This window comes from Bilifractor sp. LCP21S3_F8 (genome assembly GCF_052117805.1).
GTDB lineage: Bacteria > Bacillota > Clostridia > Lachnospirales > Lachnospiraceae > Bilifractor.
In genome coordinates this window covers 91,935-108,123 of sequence record NZ_JBQKIK010000005.1, presented here as the reverse complement: position 1 = coordinate 108,123, position 16,189 = coordinate 91,935, and the positions used below count along the sequence as shown (strand labels likewise).

Here is a 16,189-nt window from a genome sequence, read left to right as displayed (position 1 = left end):
GTAAGGAGGGTTTTTTATGACGTATTATGGGGCATTGGACTTCGGAGCATCCAGCGGACGCATGATGCTCGGATGGATCGAGGACGGAAAGTTTCAGCTGCAGGAGGTTCACCGTTTTGAGAATGGCATGGTAAAGAAGGATGGGGAACTCTGCTGGGAATTTGACCGGATTTTCCGTGAAGTCAAGATTGCACTGAAGAAGTGTAAAGAGATCGGAAAGATGCCAAGCTACGTGGGTGTGGATACCTGGGGCGTTGATTTTGTCCTTTTGGACAAGGATGACAACGTTGTGGGCAACACGGTCGGATACCGCGACCACCGGACAGACGGCATGGATGACGAGGTATATAAGATCATCTCGCTTGAGGATCTGTATGCCCGCACCGGTATTCAGAAGGCGATTTTCAATACGATTTATCAGCTCATGGCGGTGAAGACGAAGCATCCGGAGTACCTGGATAAGGCGGAGACGCTCCTGTATGTGCCCGACTATTTCCATTTCCTTCTTACCGGACAGAAGGTGAATGAGTACACGGAGGCTACCACGGGACAGCTGATCAACGCGGCTTCCTGTGAGTACGACTGGGAGCTGATTGACAGGCTCGGATATCCGCGCCGGATCTTCCAGAAACTTGTGATGCCCGGCACAAAGCTGGGACATATCCGTCCGGAGCTCGCGGAGGAGATCGGTTACGACTTCGAGGTCGTTGTGCCCTGTACGCATGACACGGGTTCTGCGGTTCTCTCAGTGCCGGCAAATGACGATGATTTTGTGTACATCAGCTCCGGAACCTGGTCGCTTATGGGCGTGGAGCGCAAAACCGCCGATACCTCGGCAAAGAGCTGTGCACTGAACTTTACAAACGAGGGCGGCTATGATCACAGATTCCGTTATCTGAAGAACATCATGGGTCTGTGGATGATCAATTCGGCTCGGCATGAGGTGAATGACAAATACAGTTTCCCGCAGATTGTAGAGATGGCGGAGGCGGAGAAGGACTTTCCGTCGCGGGTGGACGCGAATGACGAGAGATTCCTTTCCCCGGACAGCATGATCGGCGAGATCAAGAAAGCCTGTGAGGAGAGCGGACAGAAGGTACCGGAGAATTTCGGACAGCTCGCGACGCTGATCTATACATCTCTCGCGGAGTGCTACGCGAAGACGGAGAGGGAGCTGGAGGAAGCGAACGGCCGAAGCTACTCGAGAATTCATATTGTCGGAGGAGGCTGCAATGTTGACTATCTGAACCGTCTGACCGCAAAGGCAACCGGCAAAGAGGTACATGCAGGTCCGAATGAAGGAACCGCTATCGGCAATATCACGGCGCAGATGCTCGCGACCGGAGTTTTCCATTCGGTAGAGGAAGCACGCGAGAACATCCACGAGTCCTTCGGCATCAAGGTATACAGCCCGGAGGGAGAACTGATTTCCGGCTGAATTTCAGCGGTATGCCGCAGTACCGGTTCTGAATTGCGCCACAGCCGCCGGCCGCATAGCACATCACCGGGAAATGACCGGTGATAATAAATGACACATGGTAATTAATGATTCACGATGATCGAAGACTCACGGCAAGAATCGATCCGTGAAAATAGAATATTTGTAATGACGAATGAATGGGAGGAACAGAGATGACAACCGTAAAGGAACGCTACGAGATTGCGAAGGAACAGTATGCGGCGCTTGGAATTGACACAGACGCTGCCATTGAGAAGCTGAAGGATATTCCGGTTTCCCTGCATTGCTGGCAGGGAGATGATGTCCACGGCTTCGATTCAGACGGTCAGCTGACCGGAGGAATCCAGACGACCGGCAACTATCCGGGAATCGCCAGAACACCGGAGGAGCTGATGGCTGATATTGAAGAGGTGATCAGGCTTGTTCCCGGTAAGGTAAAGCTGAATCTTCACGCCAGCTACGCAATTTTTGAAAAGGGTCAGAAGGTGGACCGCGACAAGATCGAGCCGAAGCATTTCCAGAAATGGGTGGACTTCGCAAAGAAGCATCATATGGGAATTGACTTCAATCCGACCTTCTTCTCTCATCCGTGTGCCGGCGCGGACGGAATGAACCTGTCCAGCGCGGATGAGGATGTCCGCAAGTTCTGGATTGAGCACGGAAAAGCATGCATTCGGATCGCAAACTATTTCGCGGAGCAGACCGGTGAGGTGTGTGTGATGAATATCTGGACCGGAGACGGACTGAAGGATGTTCCCGCAGACCGGATGGGCCCGAGAATGCGGTACAAGGATTCCGTTGACCAGATCCTTTCTGAGCCGTACGATTTCAACAAGGTAAAGCCGTGCCTGGAGTCCAAGGTGTTCGGAATCGGAGTTGAGTCATTCACTTCCGGATCCTCTGAGTTTGCGCTGACCTATGCCGCATTCAATAAGGACAAGCTGATTCCGCTGATGGATAACGGCCATTATCATCCGACGGAGGTTGTATCCGATAAGATTCCGGCGCTTCTCACCTTCTTCCCGGAGATTGCTCTGCATATCACCCGCCCGGTTCGCTGGGATTCGGATCACGTCGTTCTCTTTGATGATGAGCCGAAGGAGATGGCGAAGGAGATCGTACGCAATGACGCGCTGGATCGTGTGCATATGGCACTCGACTATTTTGATGCTTCGATCAACCGTGTATCCGCATGGGCAGTCGGCTTCCGTACCTGGCAGAAGTGCCTGCTGAATGCGCTGTGCCTGCCGAATGAGCATCTGAAGGAACTTCAGAACGCGGGCAACTTCACACAGCTGATGATCGACCAGGAGGCGGACAAGATGCTTCCGTTCGGCGATATCTGGGCATACTACAACGAGGTATGCGGCGCCCCGCAGGAGGGTAAGGAGTACTCCGCCGAGGTCGCAAGATACTGGGATGAGGTTCAGAGCAAACGCGGCTGAAAAGCAGGCGAAGCAAGGAAATGCATGTCTATGCACGGCACTGTTGTTCGGACATGACAAAAGATGTAAAATTGAGCGAGAAATCCGGCCATAGAGCCGGATAAATGATAAAATCATGAAAAGGACTTCCAATCATTGTGAGTGGAGGTCCTTTTTTTAGCGGATGAAACCCGGCAGAACGGATTATTTATCGAGTGTATGGGATAAGGATTCTTCTGATTCATCAGAAATTTACGGTTGAAATTATTATACATGATCTGCTATTTCTTCCCATGCAATTGCAGGAGTGAAAAAGAAAAACACAGGACGAAGAGCAAGGTGGACGATTATAAATTCCAGCTCGTTTAAACTATGAGAAATTTGTTGACGCGTTAATAGGCGGCTTTTTTGAAACTATTTCTGCTCTCTTTTCATCTAATATATGAATGGACATTCAGGAAGACCGAAAGGAAAGAGGAACGTTCAACGCCGGAAAAGAGGCCCTTGGAAACGGCGATATGATTTCGGGAAGACATATATTCTAAAGGAGCTTTCATTTGGAACAACTGGTTAGAAGAGCAATAAATGGAGATACAGATGCGTTTCTTGAACTGATGGATCAGAATACGCAGATCATGTATAAGACAGCCTGGTCGGTTCTGCGGAATAATGAGGATGCATCGGATGCGGTCGCGGAGACCATTCTGACGTGCTTCGAAAAAATATACACGCTGAAGAATCCGGCGGTTTTTCGTACCTGGATGATTCGAATCCTCCTGAATCATTGTTACGCGATTATCCGGGATCAGGCCCACTACGACAGAAGTGGAGAAATTCCCGAGAAAACAGAAATGCAGAACTGGGAGGAAAATGAAGGGGATTCGTTTAGGGAACTGATACAGGGAGTCGATGAGAAATATGGGATGATTCTTACACTTTATTATGCGGATGAACTGACGATTCGTGAAATTGCGGAAGTACTCAGGCTGAACGAGAATACCGTGAAGACGCGGCTTGTAAGAGGTAGAGCGGCGGGGCTGTGCATGCAGTCCCGCTGTTTTCGGATGCGTGAGTGGTTTTGCCAGTGCATTTATCCGGCCTTTCCGGTCTTGACAGGATGCTGTTTTTCCTTCAAAATGAGCATCGTTCGCTTGCAAAATCATTATGAGGAGCCCGGGAGCCGAAGAGCCCGGGACTTCTGATATCGAGAGAAGAATACGTTCTAGAGATTGAGGTGCTGACTCGAAATTGAGGTGCTTAATCGTTATCCTTAAGAGAAGGAAGATAGGAATTTCATATGAGATTATTACTGATCAGACATGGTGACCCGGATTATGTACATGATACGCTGACGGAAAAGGGAGACCGGGAGGCGGAACTTCTGGCCGATCTTCTTGCCGGAGAAGAGATTGATGATATTTATATGTCCCCCATGGGCAGGGCACAGAAAACTGCCTCATATACTCTGGAAAAGCTTGGGGAAAATGGAAAAACAATGGAATGGCTGCATGAATTTGAGTGCAGGATGGATATCAACCATTCGGATGTACTCAGGAAAGCATATCCGGACGCGCGAAAACTGGAAGACGGGACTCTTGCGCGTGGAATTCCGTGGGACATGCTTCCTTCGTCGCTGATGCAGGATCCGGCTTATCTGGATCCCGAAAAATGGAGGGAGACTCTTGTGGCGCAGAACAGCAATATGACGGAGGTCTACGACTGGGTGACCGGGGAGCTGGATCGTCTGCTTGAAGGATACGGATACCGGAGAGAAAACGGCTGCTACCATGTGAGCAAAGAATCGAGAAAGACCGTGGCGCTATTCTGCCACTTCGGGGTCAGCTGCGTACTGCTGTCACATCTGTGGAACTGTTCGCCGTTCATTCCCTGGCACTTCCTTTGCATGCAGCCTTCATCTGTGACGGAGCTCGTGACGGAGGAAAGAGAATCCTGTACGGCGATCTTCCGCGCGCTGAGGATCGGAGATATCTCACACCTGAAGGCGGGTCACGAGGAGCCCTCTTTCATGGGACGCTTTTGTGAGGTTTATTCGGACATGTCGCAGAGACATTGAAGATGCCGGCGGCACGGAAACTGCAGCGGGTCACAATGCTTTTAAAGGGTGAATGGCAAACGGACTGTTAATTCCTTACCCGTCAGTCATGAATAATCATGAATGTGTGAACCGCAAATGCGAAAAGTTTCAATCAGACAGATGCGAAACGTTTCATTCGGACAGATGCGAAACGTTTCATTCGGGTCTTGACAATCGGAACGATCTGTCATATGATAATTGACGTGTATAAATTCTATATCAGCTTTTCAGGTGAGACCTCAGAAGGGGTCTGAGAGGGAACCAGGTGAAAGGCCTGGACGATCCGGTCACTGTATACGGGGAGCGAGATGCAAATGCCATTGTATGTCCGCACATATGAGAAGGCGCATGAAACGTTGATCCGTGAGTCAGGAAACCTGCCTGAGAGGTTATAGGTTAAAGCTTCCGAGCAAAGCTTTCATTTTATGAAGATATGGAATGTCTGAACGAGTAATCACTCCGCCAGAGACCTTGAGCAGGATTTATGCATGGTTTTACGGCAGGGTGAGATTCTTCAGAGCACGCCAATGTTTTATCGTACCATTTCCTCCGCAACAGATGGCTGACGATTTTCCGCAGAACAGAAGCTGTTCTGGAGTTCCCGCCCCTCTTGTGACAGACAAGACAGAGATGAGATAACAGATTCCGGCCGAGACCTCGTTTCGGAGCTTTTGCCTCCTGCAGCAGAGAAAACTGAGGATACCGGGTTGAGATGACAATACGCCTTTGCAAGGGCGTTTTTTTTGTGCGTTTATGGGCGGTCAGGATCCGCTTGACAAAAGAAAACTTCCTTATTATGATTAACGTTAAATATGAAAAGACTGTGACGAAGAGGAGTACGCACAACGGCACCGACAGAGAGGACTTCAGCTGCTGAGAGAGGTCCGGGTTTTCCCTGTGCGGAAGGTAGCTTCTGAGTCGGAATCCTGAGGACGCGGAAAAGCATTCCGTCATGTCGCCAGGGATTCCCGCCTGATCCCCGTTAACGGATAGAATGAGGCATATATGATTCTGCTTTCGCGGATACATATGTGAAGCAAGGTGGTACCGCGATATGATCGCCCTTTGCACGATGTGTGCAGGGGGCTTTTATTTTTTCGCTTTTCCAAAAGGCAGAGGAGGATTTTTTTCATGAGTAAGGAACTTGCCAAAACCTACGATCCGAAGGGCATTGAGGACCGTATTTACCAGAACTGGATGGACAAGGGATATTTTCACGCAAAGGTGAACCCGGACAAAAAGCCGTTTACCATTGTTATGCCGCCGCCAAATGTAACCGGTCAGCTGCACATGGGACATGCACTGGACAATACGATGCAGGACATCCTGATCCGGTACAAGAGAATGCAGGGATATGAGGCACTCTGGCAGCCGGGTACCGACCACGCGGCCATTGCGACCGAGGTAAAGGTCACAAATATGCTGAAGGATAAGGGCATTGACAAGCGCGAGATCGGCCGCGAGGAATTCCTGAAATACTGCTGGCAGTGGAAGGATAACTATGGAAGTCGGATCATGAAACAGCTGCGTAAGCTCGGATCCTCCGCTGACTGGGAGAGAGAACGCTTTACGATGGATGAGGGCTGCTCAAAAGCGGTTGAGGAGGTTTTCTGTCGCCTTTATGAGAAGGGCTGGATCTATAAGGGAAGCCGTATCATTAACTGGTGTCCGAAGTGTCAGACCTCTCTGTCAGACGCAGAAGTAGAACATGTGGATCAGGACGGATTCTTCTGGCACATCAATTATCCGATCGTGGGTGAAGAGGGAAGATTTGTCGAGATCGCGACGACACGTCCGGAGACGCTTCTGGGCGATACCGCGGTTGCCGTAAATCCGGATGATGAGAGATATAAGGATCTGGTCGGCAAGATGCTGAAGCTGCCGCTGACCGACCGCGAGATACCGGTCATTGCGGATGAATACGTGGATAAGGAATTCGGAACCGGCTGTGTAAAGATCACTCCCGCTCATGATCCGAATGACTTCGAGGTAGGAAAACGTCACAATCTCGAGGAAATCAACATTCTGAATGATGATGCAACCATGAATGAGAAGTGCGGAAAATATGCGGGTATGGACCGTTATGTGGCGAGAAAGGCAATTGTAAAGGATCTGGAGGACCTGGGACTTCTGGTCAAGGTCGTTCCGCACACGCATTCTGTAGGTACTCATGACAGGTGCCATACAACTGTCGAGCCGATGGTCAAGCCACAGTGGTTTGTCCGGATGAAGGAGATGGGACAGGCTGCGCTGGATGCGCTGAACAGCGGCGATCTGCAGTTCGTTCCGGAGAGCTATGGCAAGACCTATACACACTGGCTGGAGAACATCAAGGACTGGTGTATCTCCCGGCAGCTGTGGTGGGGACACAGAATTCCGGCCTATTACTGCGAGGACTGCGGAGAAATGGTTGTACAGCGCGGCGGAGCGCCTGCAAAATGCCCGAAGTGCGGAGGAACGCATTTCCGTCAGGAGGAGGATACGCTGGATACCTGGTTCTCGTCCGCGCTCTGGCCGTTCTCTACGCTTGGCTGGCCGGACAAGACGCCGGAGCTGGAGTACTTCTATCCGACAGATGTGCTGGTGACCGGGTATGACATCATCTTCTTCTGGGTTATCCGGATGGTGTTTTCCGCAATTGAGCAGACCGGGAAGGTTCCCTTCCACCATGTGCTGATTCACGGTCTTGTCCGTGATTCTCAGGGAAGAAAAATGAGCAAGTCCCTTGGAAACGGCATTGATCCCATCGAGGTGATTGACAAGTACGGCGCGGACGCGCTGCGTCTGACGCTCATGACCGGAAATGCTCCGGGTAATGACATGCGTTTCTACTGGGAGAAGGTTGAGGCGAGCCGGAACTTCGCAAACAAGGTATGGAATGCTTCGAGATTTATTATGATGAATCTCGGCGATACGGAGGTTCCGAAGGAAATGGATCCTGCAAGGCTGGATTACGCTTCCCGGTGGATTCTCTCGAAGGCGAATACCCTCGCGAAGGATGTCACGGAGAACATGGACAAGTATGAGCTTGGAATTGCGGTTCAGAAGGTCTATGATTTTATCTGGGAGGAGTTCTGCGACTGGTACATTGAGATGTCCAAGCCGGTGCTCTACAGTGAGAACGAAGACGAGAAGCTTCCGGTTCTCTGGACGCTGAAGACTGTTCTTTCGGAGGCGCTTAAGCTTCTGCATCCGTTCATGCCGTTCATTACAGAGGAGATCTACTGTACATTGAATCCGGATGAGGAATCGGTGATGATCTCTCCGTGGCCGGTCTATAGGGAAGAATACCATTTTGAAGAAGAATCAGCTGTCGAGCTAATGAAGGAAGCAGTGCGCAGAATTCGTGACGTGCGCAGCTCTCATAACGTGCCGCCGAGCAAGAAGGCAAATGTCTTCATTGTTTCCGGTGAGGAGGATGTGCTGAAGAAGTTCAGAGAGGCAGAGTCGTTCTTCGGAACACTTGCTCATGCGGAGAGCGTTTCTCTTCAGAAGACGAAGGAGAATATCGATGACGATGCCTTTTCAGCAATCATACCGGGCGCGGTGATTTACATCCCGTTTGCGGATCTGATCGATATCGACAAGGAGAGAGAGCGTCTGACGAAGGAAAGAGAACGTCTGACGAAGGAAATTGCCCGCTCGAACGGAATGCTTGGAAACGAAAAATTCCTTCAGAAGGCTCCTGAGAAGAAGGTGCAGGAGGAGCGGGATAAGCTTGAAAATTACAGACAGATGATGGCTCAGGTGGAAGAGCGTCTGGCTCAGCTGGAGAAGAACTGAGAGCAGACGCAGCTGGAGAAAAAGAAAGATGAAGAGAATCGTGTTCGGACAGAAGGATAACTGCGACGGGAATGACACAGAATGTTTGAACGGAAGGAAGAAGAGGGCGGACCTGGAATACTGGGTCCGTCTGATGAACCGTTTCTCGGTGCCGTTCCAGGCATTGTGGTGCTGCATCCTGTATTTTATCATGGAGCTGATCTCCAGGCGTTCGTTTATTGGCGCGTGGAAATACATGACAGACAGTCCTCTTGTCTTTCTGTACAACGCGTTTCTGATCTTTACGACGATGTCGGTGGCATTTCTGTTCCGCAGGCGCGTCTGGGTGCGGGTATTTGTGTCCGGTTTCTGGTTTGTACTGAGTCTGGCGAACGGAATTATTCTGTCAAATCGTGTCACACCTTTTACGGGACAGGATTTGAAGCTCCTCGCAGACGCGAAGAAGGTCGTGACGGAGTATATTCCGCCGGTCCTGTTCGGCCTGATGATGGCCGGACTGGCGGCAGGGATTTTCTTCCTGATCCGCTATTTCTTTAAGGCACCGAAATACCAGGGAAAACGCAGCTGGTTTGTGGATGTTGTCATCGTCGGCGCAAGCATTGCCCTTTTTGCGGGTGCTACCGAGTTGGGTATCCACACAAGAATCCTTTCCAGTTATTTCGGAAACCTTGCCATGTCGTATCAGAACTATGGATTTCCATACTGCTTCTCGGTCACTGTTTTTGATACCGGAATGAGCCGGCCGAACGGATATTCCGAGAAGCTGATCAGCTATATCGAGAAGGATGAGGATGAAAAGCTTCCCGATTCTGATACGAAGGGAGCGGCGGACACCAATCTCGTTTTTCTTCAGCTGGAGTCTTTTTTTGATCCGGAGACTGTGACAGGTCTGAAGATTTCTGAGGACCCGATCCCATATTTCCATAAGCTGCAGAAGAAATACTCTTCCGGTATGCTGAAGGTGCCGGTCGTTGGTGCCGGAACTGTAAACACAGAATTTGAGGCGATCACCGGCATGAGCCTGTCTTATTTTGGGGCCGGTGAGTATCCCTACAAGACGGTTTTGAAAAAGGAAACCGTAGAGAGCATTCCCTTCGATCTCAAGAGAGTCGGATACAGTACGCATGCCATTCATAATAATGAGGCGACCTTCTACGGGAGAAACACGGTTTATCCGAATCTCGGCTTTGACACCTTCACCTCCGAAGAATACATGCCGGATATCACCGACGTGACGGAAACCGGATGGGTCAAGGACCATATTCTGACGGCGGAAATCATGAAGGCGCTGAAGTCGACGGAAGGAGCGGACTATGTATACACCGTATCCGTGCAGGGACACGGGGATTATCCGACAGAGCCCGTGATCAGTGATCCGGAAATCACTGTGACCGGAGCGGAGAAGAAAGAGCAGAACGATTATTCGTGGGAATATTACTGTGAGCAGATTCATGAGATGGATCAGTTCGTCCATGAGCTTACGGATGCGCTTCAGAATTTTGATGAGCCGGTTGTTCTGGTGATGTACGGAGATCATCTGCCGACGATGGGACTGAAGGAAAGTGATGTGAAGGGATGGAATCTATACCGTACACCCTATATCATCTGGGATAACATGGGGCTGAAGAAGAAAGACAAGAATCTGGCCGCCTATCAGATCGGAGCCGAGGTTCTGAAGAGGCTCGGGCTGTACGACGGGACGCTGGTCAGATACCATGAGTCGGAGCGGGGAGACCGGTTCTACCAGAGCAATCTGGAGGTTATGCAGTATGATATGCTATATGGCGAGCAGTACGTCTATAACGGAACGAGTCCGTTCGCGCCGACCGACATGAAGATGGGCACCGAGCCGATTCAAGTGGAGCGGATCGTGAAATCTGGAACCGATGAGGAACCGCTTTATTACGTTTATGGGCAGAACTTTACGGCGGCCAGCAGACTGGCGGTGAATGGTGAGATGGTGAAGGATACGGTCTGTGTCAGCAACAGTCTGCTTCTTGCGCAGGGACTTGAGCTGAAGGGCACGGATGAGATCAGTGTGGTTCAGAAGAGTGATACCTCGAACGAGATTCTGTCGGAAACGGATGAAAAACCGCTCGCATTATACCTTGAAAAGGGAGAGGCAACCAAAAATTGACATACAATGAAACAGTAGATTATATTGAAAGCATCCCGAAATTTACCACCAAGACGTCTCTTGATCACACACGACGCATTCTGGACAGGCTCGGACACCCGGAAGAGGTAATGAAGATTATACACGTGGCCGGGACAAACGGTAAGGGCAGTGTGTGCGCCTACCTGAATTCAATGCTGATGGAGGGCGGGTACAAGGTCGGACTTTTTACGTCTCCGCATCTGATCCGGATCAATGAGAGATACCAGATCAACGGAGAAACGGTGAGTGATGATCTGTTTACAGAGGCTTTTGACAAAGTGATGGCAGCGGTGAAGCTGACCATGGCGGAGGGGGATACTCATCCGACCTACTTTGAGACCTTATTCCTGATGGGCCTTATAATTTTCCGGGAAAAACAGGTAGATTATACGATCCTTGAGGTCGGAATGGGAGGCAGGCTGGATGCGACAAATGTGATCCGGCATCCCCTCGCATCCATCATTACATCGATCAGCCTGGACCACACGGAGTATCTCGGGGATACAATCCCGGAGATCGCTTTTGAGAAGGCGGGGATTATCAAGGAGGGCGCACCGGTAATCTTTGACGGACATGATGGGGAAGCCTCCGAAGTGATCCGGAAGCGAGCAGAGGAACTTGGAGCGCCCTGCTATGAGCTGACACCTGCCATGTACCATGTGGTGCGTACGACGAAGGAAGGGGTCACTTTTGACTTTACGCCGGATGGCACTGCTGCCGTCCGTCTCCGGATTCCGCAGATTGCGGAGTATCAGATGATGAATGCTTCTCTCGCATTTTTCACGATGAAACTTCTGGAGAAGATACATGGGATACCGGAGGTAAAACTGGCGGCAGGCCTTTCGCGGATGAAATGGCCCTGCAGGATGGAGACGGTGCTTCCGGATGTCATCATCGACGGCGCACACAATGCGGACGGAATTGCCGAATTTGTCAGAACGGTGGAACATTTTCATAAGGATCAGGAGATTACACTGCTGTTTTCCTGTGTCCGGGACAAGAGATACCAGGACATGATCCGGGAACTGGTGGAGAGAATTCACCCTGACCGCGTCATTACGACCCGGATCTCCGGCAGCCGTGAAGTTTCCGAGGATGAGCTCGCAGAGCTGTTTCGGGATGACGGAGCGGTGGCGGTCTTCTCGGAACCTTCACCAGAGAGGGCTTTTGATCTGGCCCTTGCCCTGAAGGAGGATGGCATGCTGTTCTGCGTCGGTTCGCTGTATCTGGCGGGAGAACTGAAGGCTTATCTGAACGCCGCGAAGCGAAACTGAGGGTTTATCTGAACGCCGCGAAGCGAAACTGAGGGTTTATCTGAACACCCCGAGGCGAAAATGAGGGTTTGTCTGAACGAAACGGAAGGTTTATCTGAACGCCTCGAAGTGCAATGGAAGGTTTATCTGAATAGGACGAAGCAAAACAGGAGAAAACGCCGGAGTTCACACACGAAAGGAGCAGGTTCTGTATGCTGGATTATGACGAGGAACTGAAAAAGTTTAAGCCGAGTCTTGATGTGGAGAATGTTGAGAATGCGATAAAAAATCAGGATCTGACAGACATTGTCGATCTTCTCAGAGAACTGGAACTCAACCAGAAGAATTCTTCAAAGACAGAAAAGGAGTCATGAATGGTTTTCGGCCAAGATATAGCGGAGCAGCTGTCGAGAAGCTATTACAACCAGGGACTTGATATGGCCCAGATCCGTGACCTTTCCGGCGCGGTTGATAAGCTTCGTATCAGCCTGCAGTTTAATAAGAATAATATCCAGGCAAGAAATCTTCTCGGACTGGTATATTATGAGACAGGGGAGGCGGTTTCCGCCCTGAGTGAATGGGTCATCAGCGCCAATCTCCGACCTGCAGGAAACGATGCTGCTTACTTTATTCAGAATCTGCGGTCGGATCCGAAGCACCTGGAACAGCTGAATCAGACAATTCGTCAGTACAATGAGGCGCTGAGATCCTGCCGGGAGGGAAATGATGATATCGCGGCGGTTGAGCTTCGAAAAATTGTCAGCCGCAATCCGAAGCTCGTCAGCGCTTATCTCCTTCTGGCACTGATTGAGATCAAGGATGGAAAGTATTCTCACGCGCGAAGGATGCTGAAGCGGGTGCTTCGCATTGACAGGGTCAATCCGTCCGCGCTTCGTTACCTCAGGGAGATTGATGAGGCAACGGGCACAACGACGACAATGGACATTCGGACCCGCGACAGAAGAAGAGGCAGAAAGAAGAATGAGAATCCGGACGAGGATCTGCAGCAGAACGCCGCGGTCAGGCAGGCTGCATTTCGTGAGAGGCCGGCGTATCTGACACTGGTAAATGTACTGTTTGGTGTTCTGATTGGCATCGCGGGAGCGGCTTTTGTGGTCGGTCCGGCTGTCCGGAAGAGCCTCAGCGAGTCGACGAACTCCAGGATCACGGAATATACAACGACGATCGCCGCACAGCAGAGCAAAATCAATGATCTTCAGCAGCAGGTTGATGATTCAACCAGCTCGGTGAGTTCAGCGAAGGATCAGGTCGCCGATCTTCAGTCGACGGAGCAGTCCTATGACAATCTGCTTCAGGCTTATGTGGATTATCAGAACGGGGATTACGAGTCTGCCGGAGACGCTTTCGCAAAGGTGGACAATTCACTGCTTTCAACAGAGGCGAGTGAGATCTATGACTCAATTAAGTCTGATCTTCAGAGCCAGGCATACAGCTCCTATGTGACGCAGGGGCAGACTGCTTTTTATCAGGAAAACTGGAAAGATGCGGTTTCGTATTTTGAGAAGGCACTGGCACTGACCGATTCCTCGGATGCTGCCGATAACTACGAGGTAATGAATCTCCTTGCACAGGCCTACGCGAAAAACGGGGACACGGACAAGGCAATCGCTGAATATCAGGCGATCATCGACGCGAATCCGGACACGCGGAGGGCGGAATACGCGGAGTATGCCATTACCGAGCTTGGCGGAACCTATACAACATCCGGGTCCGGCACTGGAGAGGGCGGAGCGGATGCGAATACAGCAGGCACAGCAGAGGATACTGCCGGCACCGCCGGGGCGGCAGATACGGCAGGGACGCAGAACAACGGATACGCCGACTCGGATGGTGACGGTATACCGGATGATGAGGGAACAGCCGGAACCGGTACCGGAGCAGGCGGCGGAACAGCCGGAACCGGTACTGGAACAGGCGGTGAAACAGCCGGAACAGGTACAGGAGCAGATGTGGGAACAGCAGGAGCAGCCAACGGGCTCAATCAGTCAGCCGGCTGGGGAGGCTGAAGGGAGAATACGAACACACATGAATAATAAAGCGATAGTTGAAATCCAGAGGATTGTCGGCGCAGATAACGCATTCCGCGAGGAACCGATGTCACGGCATACGACCTTCCGGATCGGCGGCCCGGCGGATTTGATGGTCTGTCCGACGTCGGGCGAGGCGGTGGCAGAAACCGTCAGATTCTGCCGGGGTCAGGAGATTCCATGGTTTATCATCGGCAACGGAAGCAATCTTCTGGTCAGTGATGAGGGATACCGGGGAGTGATCATCCGGATTGATCAGAATCTGCAGCACGTTCACACAGAGGGAAGCATAATCCACGCGGAAGCGGGAATCCTTTTGTCCAGACTTGCGGCAGAGGCGAGAGATCACTCGCTTTCCGGGCTGGAATTTGCATCCGGCATACCGGGAACGCTCGGGGGAGCCTGCACGATGAATGCGGGGGCCTACGGGGGAGAGATGAAGAATGTTCTGAAATCTGTGACCGTTCTTGATGAGAATCTGGAGGTTCGCGTTGTAACGGTCGGGGATCTGGATCTCGGTTACCGTCACAGCAGGATCATGGACCGGAGATGGATCGTTCTGGAGGCGGAGGTCTCGCTCGCAAAGGGCGACAGAGACAGAATCATCGCAAGGATGAACGATCTTCGGGATGCGCGCGTTACGAAACAGCCGCTGGAGTATCCGAGTGCCGGCAGCACCTTCAAAAGGCCGGAGGGATATTATGCCGGAAAACTGATCATGGACGCGGGATTGTGCGGTTTCCGTGTAGGAGGCGCACAGGTTTCGGAGAAGCACTGCGGTTTTGTGATCAATCGTGATCATGCGACGGCAGAGGATGTGAGAGAATTGATTGGTCAGGTTCAGAAGCGCGTCTGGGATAAATTTCAGGTGCACCTGGAGCCGGAGGTTCGTTTCCTGGGATTCCGGGGCTGAGAACAGGGTGATTTTTTCTCAGGCTCGTTTCAGTTAAGAGCAAAATTCCGTTTTTTGTGGAAAATGAGCTTTTGGTCAGAGGGAAAACCGTACTTTCATGGATAATGAGTCCTGGGTTAGTGTATCAGATCTGGACAATGGCAGATCAGAAAGGATGCAGGCAGATGGATGAACTGGAACTTGTTTTTGTAACCGGCATGTCAGGAGCGGGGAAGTCCACCGCTCTGAAAATGCTCGAGGATATGGGATATTTCTGTGTTGATAATCTTCCCGTCTTTCTGATCGGAAAAATGATCGAGCTTACCGTTGACGGAGAAGAGGGCAGGATTCATAAGGTAGCGATGGGAGTCGATATCCGAAGCGGAAGCCTGACGGAGGTTCGCGATGTGCTGCGCGGGCTCCGGGAGAAGGGAATTCGCTACAAGATTCTGTTCCTGGATGCAGATGACAGTACATTGATCAAGCGCTATAAGGAGACGAGGCGAAGCCATCCTCTCGCGAAGGGAGGCAGGGTCGAGACCGGGATCGCCAGGGAAAGGGAGCAGCTGGAAGAACTGAAAAAGGCGGCAGATTATATTCTGGACACGAGTCAGCTTCTCACGAGAGAGCTGAGATCAGAACTGGAGAAGATTTTTGTTGAGGATGAAGATTTCAAGAGTCTCATGGTTACGATCCTGTCCTTTGGATTCAAGTACGGAATCCCGGCCGATTCAGATCTCGTCTTTGATGTAAGGTTTTTGCCGAATCCATACTATGTTCCGGAGTTGAAGCATCTGACCGGAAAGGATCGCGAGGTTCATGATTTTGTCATGAAATACGATGTGTCCAGACAGTTCATCGCAAAGCTGGTGGACATGGTACAGTTTCTTATCCCGAATTACATCGAGGAGGGGAAGACGCAGCTTGTAATCGCCGTGGGATGCACCGGCGGCAAGCATCGTTCGGTTACCCTTGCCGAGGAATTGTATCACCGCCTGGGCCACTCCGGTGAGTACGGGCTTCGAATTGAGCACCGCGACATCGATAAGGATGCCGCGAGAAGGAAATCATGAGATT

The 16,189-nt window shown here is 51.2% G+C and carries 11 protein-coding genes, 1 riboswitch and 1 other annotated feature; all 11 genes read left to right on the top strand.

Features of this window, described 5'->3' with window-relative positions; genetic code table 11:
• Nucleotides 1–16 precede the first annotated feature (16 nt).
• The 11 genes from rhaB (at nucleotide 17) to rapZ (ending at nucleotide 16,185) form a co-directional block, all read left to right on the top strand.
• Nucleotides 17–1,438 carry a rhamnulokinase gene (rhaB, locus tag ACTQ3A_RS04100; RefSeq protein ID WP_441099920.1) on the top strand — a complete coding sequence of 474 codons (1,422 nt, stop codon included), beginning with the start codon at nucleotides 17–19 and terminating at the stop codon, nucleotides 1,436–1,438.
• A gap of 194 nt (nucleotides 1,439–1,632) precedes the next feature.
• Nucleotides 1,633–2,904 (top strand): L-rhamnose isomerase, encoded by a 1,272-nt coding sequence (locus tag ACTQ3A_RS04095; RefSeq protein ID WP_441494121.1) that lies wholly within the window; start codon nucleotides 1,633–1,635, stop codon nucleotides 2,902–2,904.
• Nucleotides 2,905–3,440: 536 nt separating this feature from the next.
• Complete coding sequence (locus ACTQ3A_RS04090; protein ID WP_441494120.1) at nucleotides 3,441–4,085, top strand: sigma-70 family RNA polymerase sigma factor; 645 nt, start codon at nucleotides 3,441–3,443, stop codon at nucleotides 4,083–4,085.
• Between the two features lie 95 nt (nucleotides 4,086–4,180).
• On the top strand, nucleotides 4,181–4,957 hold the full coding sequence (locus ACTQ3A_RS04085; protein ID WP_441099911.1) for a histidine phosphatase family protein: 777 nt from the start codon (nucleotides 4,181–4,183) through the stop codon (nucleotides 4,955–4,957).
• A 233-nt stretch (nucleotides 4,958–5,190) separates the two neighbouring features.
• Nucleotides 5,191–5,377: riboswitch (cobalamin riboswitch) on the top strand.
• Between the two features lie 415 nt (nucleotides 5,378–5,792).
• Nucleotides 5,793–6,047 (top strand) — a binding site (T-box leader).
• A 62-nt stretch (nucleotides 6,048–6,109) separates the two neighbouring features.
• Complete coding sequence (locus tag ACTQ3A_RS04080; RefSeq protein WP_441494119.1) at nucleotides 6,110–8,761, top strand: valine--tRNA ligase; 2,652 nt, start codon at nucleotides 6,110–6,112, stop codon at nucleotides 8,759–8,761.
• A 28-nt stretch (nucleotides 8,762–8,789) separates the two neighbouring features.
• Nucleotides 8,790–10,898, top strand: a complete 2,109-nt coding sequence (locus ACTQ3A_RS04075; protein ID WP_441494118.1) for an LTA synthase family protein — start codon at nucleotides 8,790–8,792, stop codon at nucleotides 10,896–10,898.
• Entirely contained in the window at nucleotides 10,895–12,193 is a 1,299-nt protein-coding gene (locus tag ACTQ3A_RS04070; protein ID WP_441494117.1) for a bifunctional folylpolyglutamate synthase/dihydrofolate synthase, read from the top strand. The genes ACTQ3A_RS04075 and ACTQ3A_RS04070 overlap by 4 nt, the downstream gene beginning before the upstream one ends.
• Before the next feature lie 191 nt (nucleotides 12,194–12,384).
• Nucleotides 12,385–12,546, top strand: coding sequence for a hypothetical protein (locus ACTQ3A_RS04065; protein WP_441099903.1), 162 nt, complete (start codon nucleotides 12,385–12,387; stop codon nucleotides 12,544–12,546).
• Nucleotides 12,547–14,199, top strand: coding sequence for a tetratricopeptide repeat protein (locus ACTQ3A_RS04060; RefSeq protein WP_441494116.1), 1,653 nt, complete (start codon nucleotides 12,547–12,549; stop codon nucleotides 14,197–14,199).
• 19 nt (nucleotides 14,200–14,218) lie between these two features.
• Complete coding sequence (gene murB / locus ACTQ3A_RS04055) at nucleotides 14,219–15,133, top strand: UDP-N-acetylmuramate dehydrogenase (protein WP_441494115.1); 915 nt, start codon at nucleotides 14,219–14,221, stop codon at nucleotides 15,131–15,133.
• Between the two features lie 173 nt (nucleotides 15,134–15,306).
• Complete coding sequence (gene rapZ, locus ACTQ3A_RS04050) at nucleotides 15,307–16,185, top strand: RNase adapter RapZ (RefSeq protein ID WP_441099952.1); 879 nt, start codon at nucleotides 15,307–15,309, stop codon at nucleotides 16,183–16,185.
• Nucleotides 16,186–16,189: the final 4 nt, after the last annotated feature.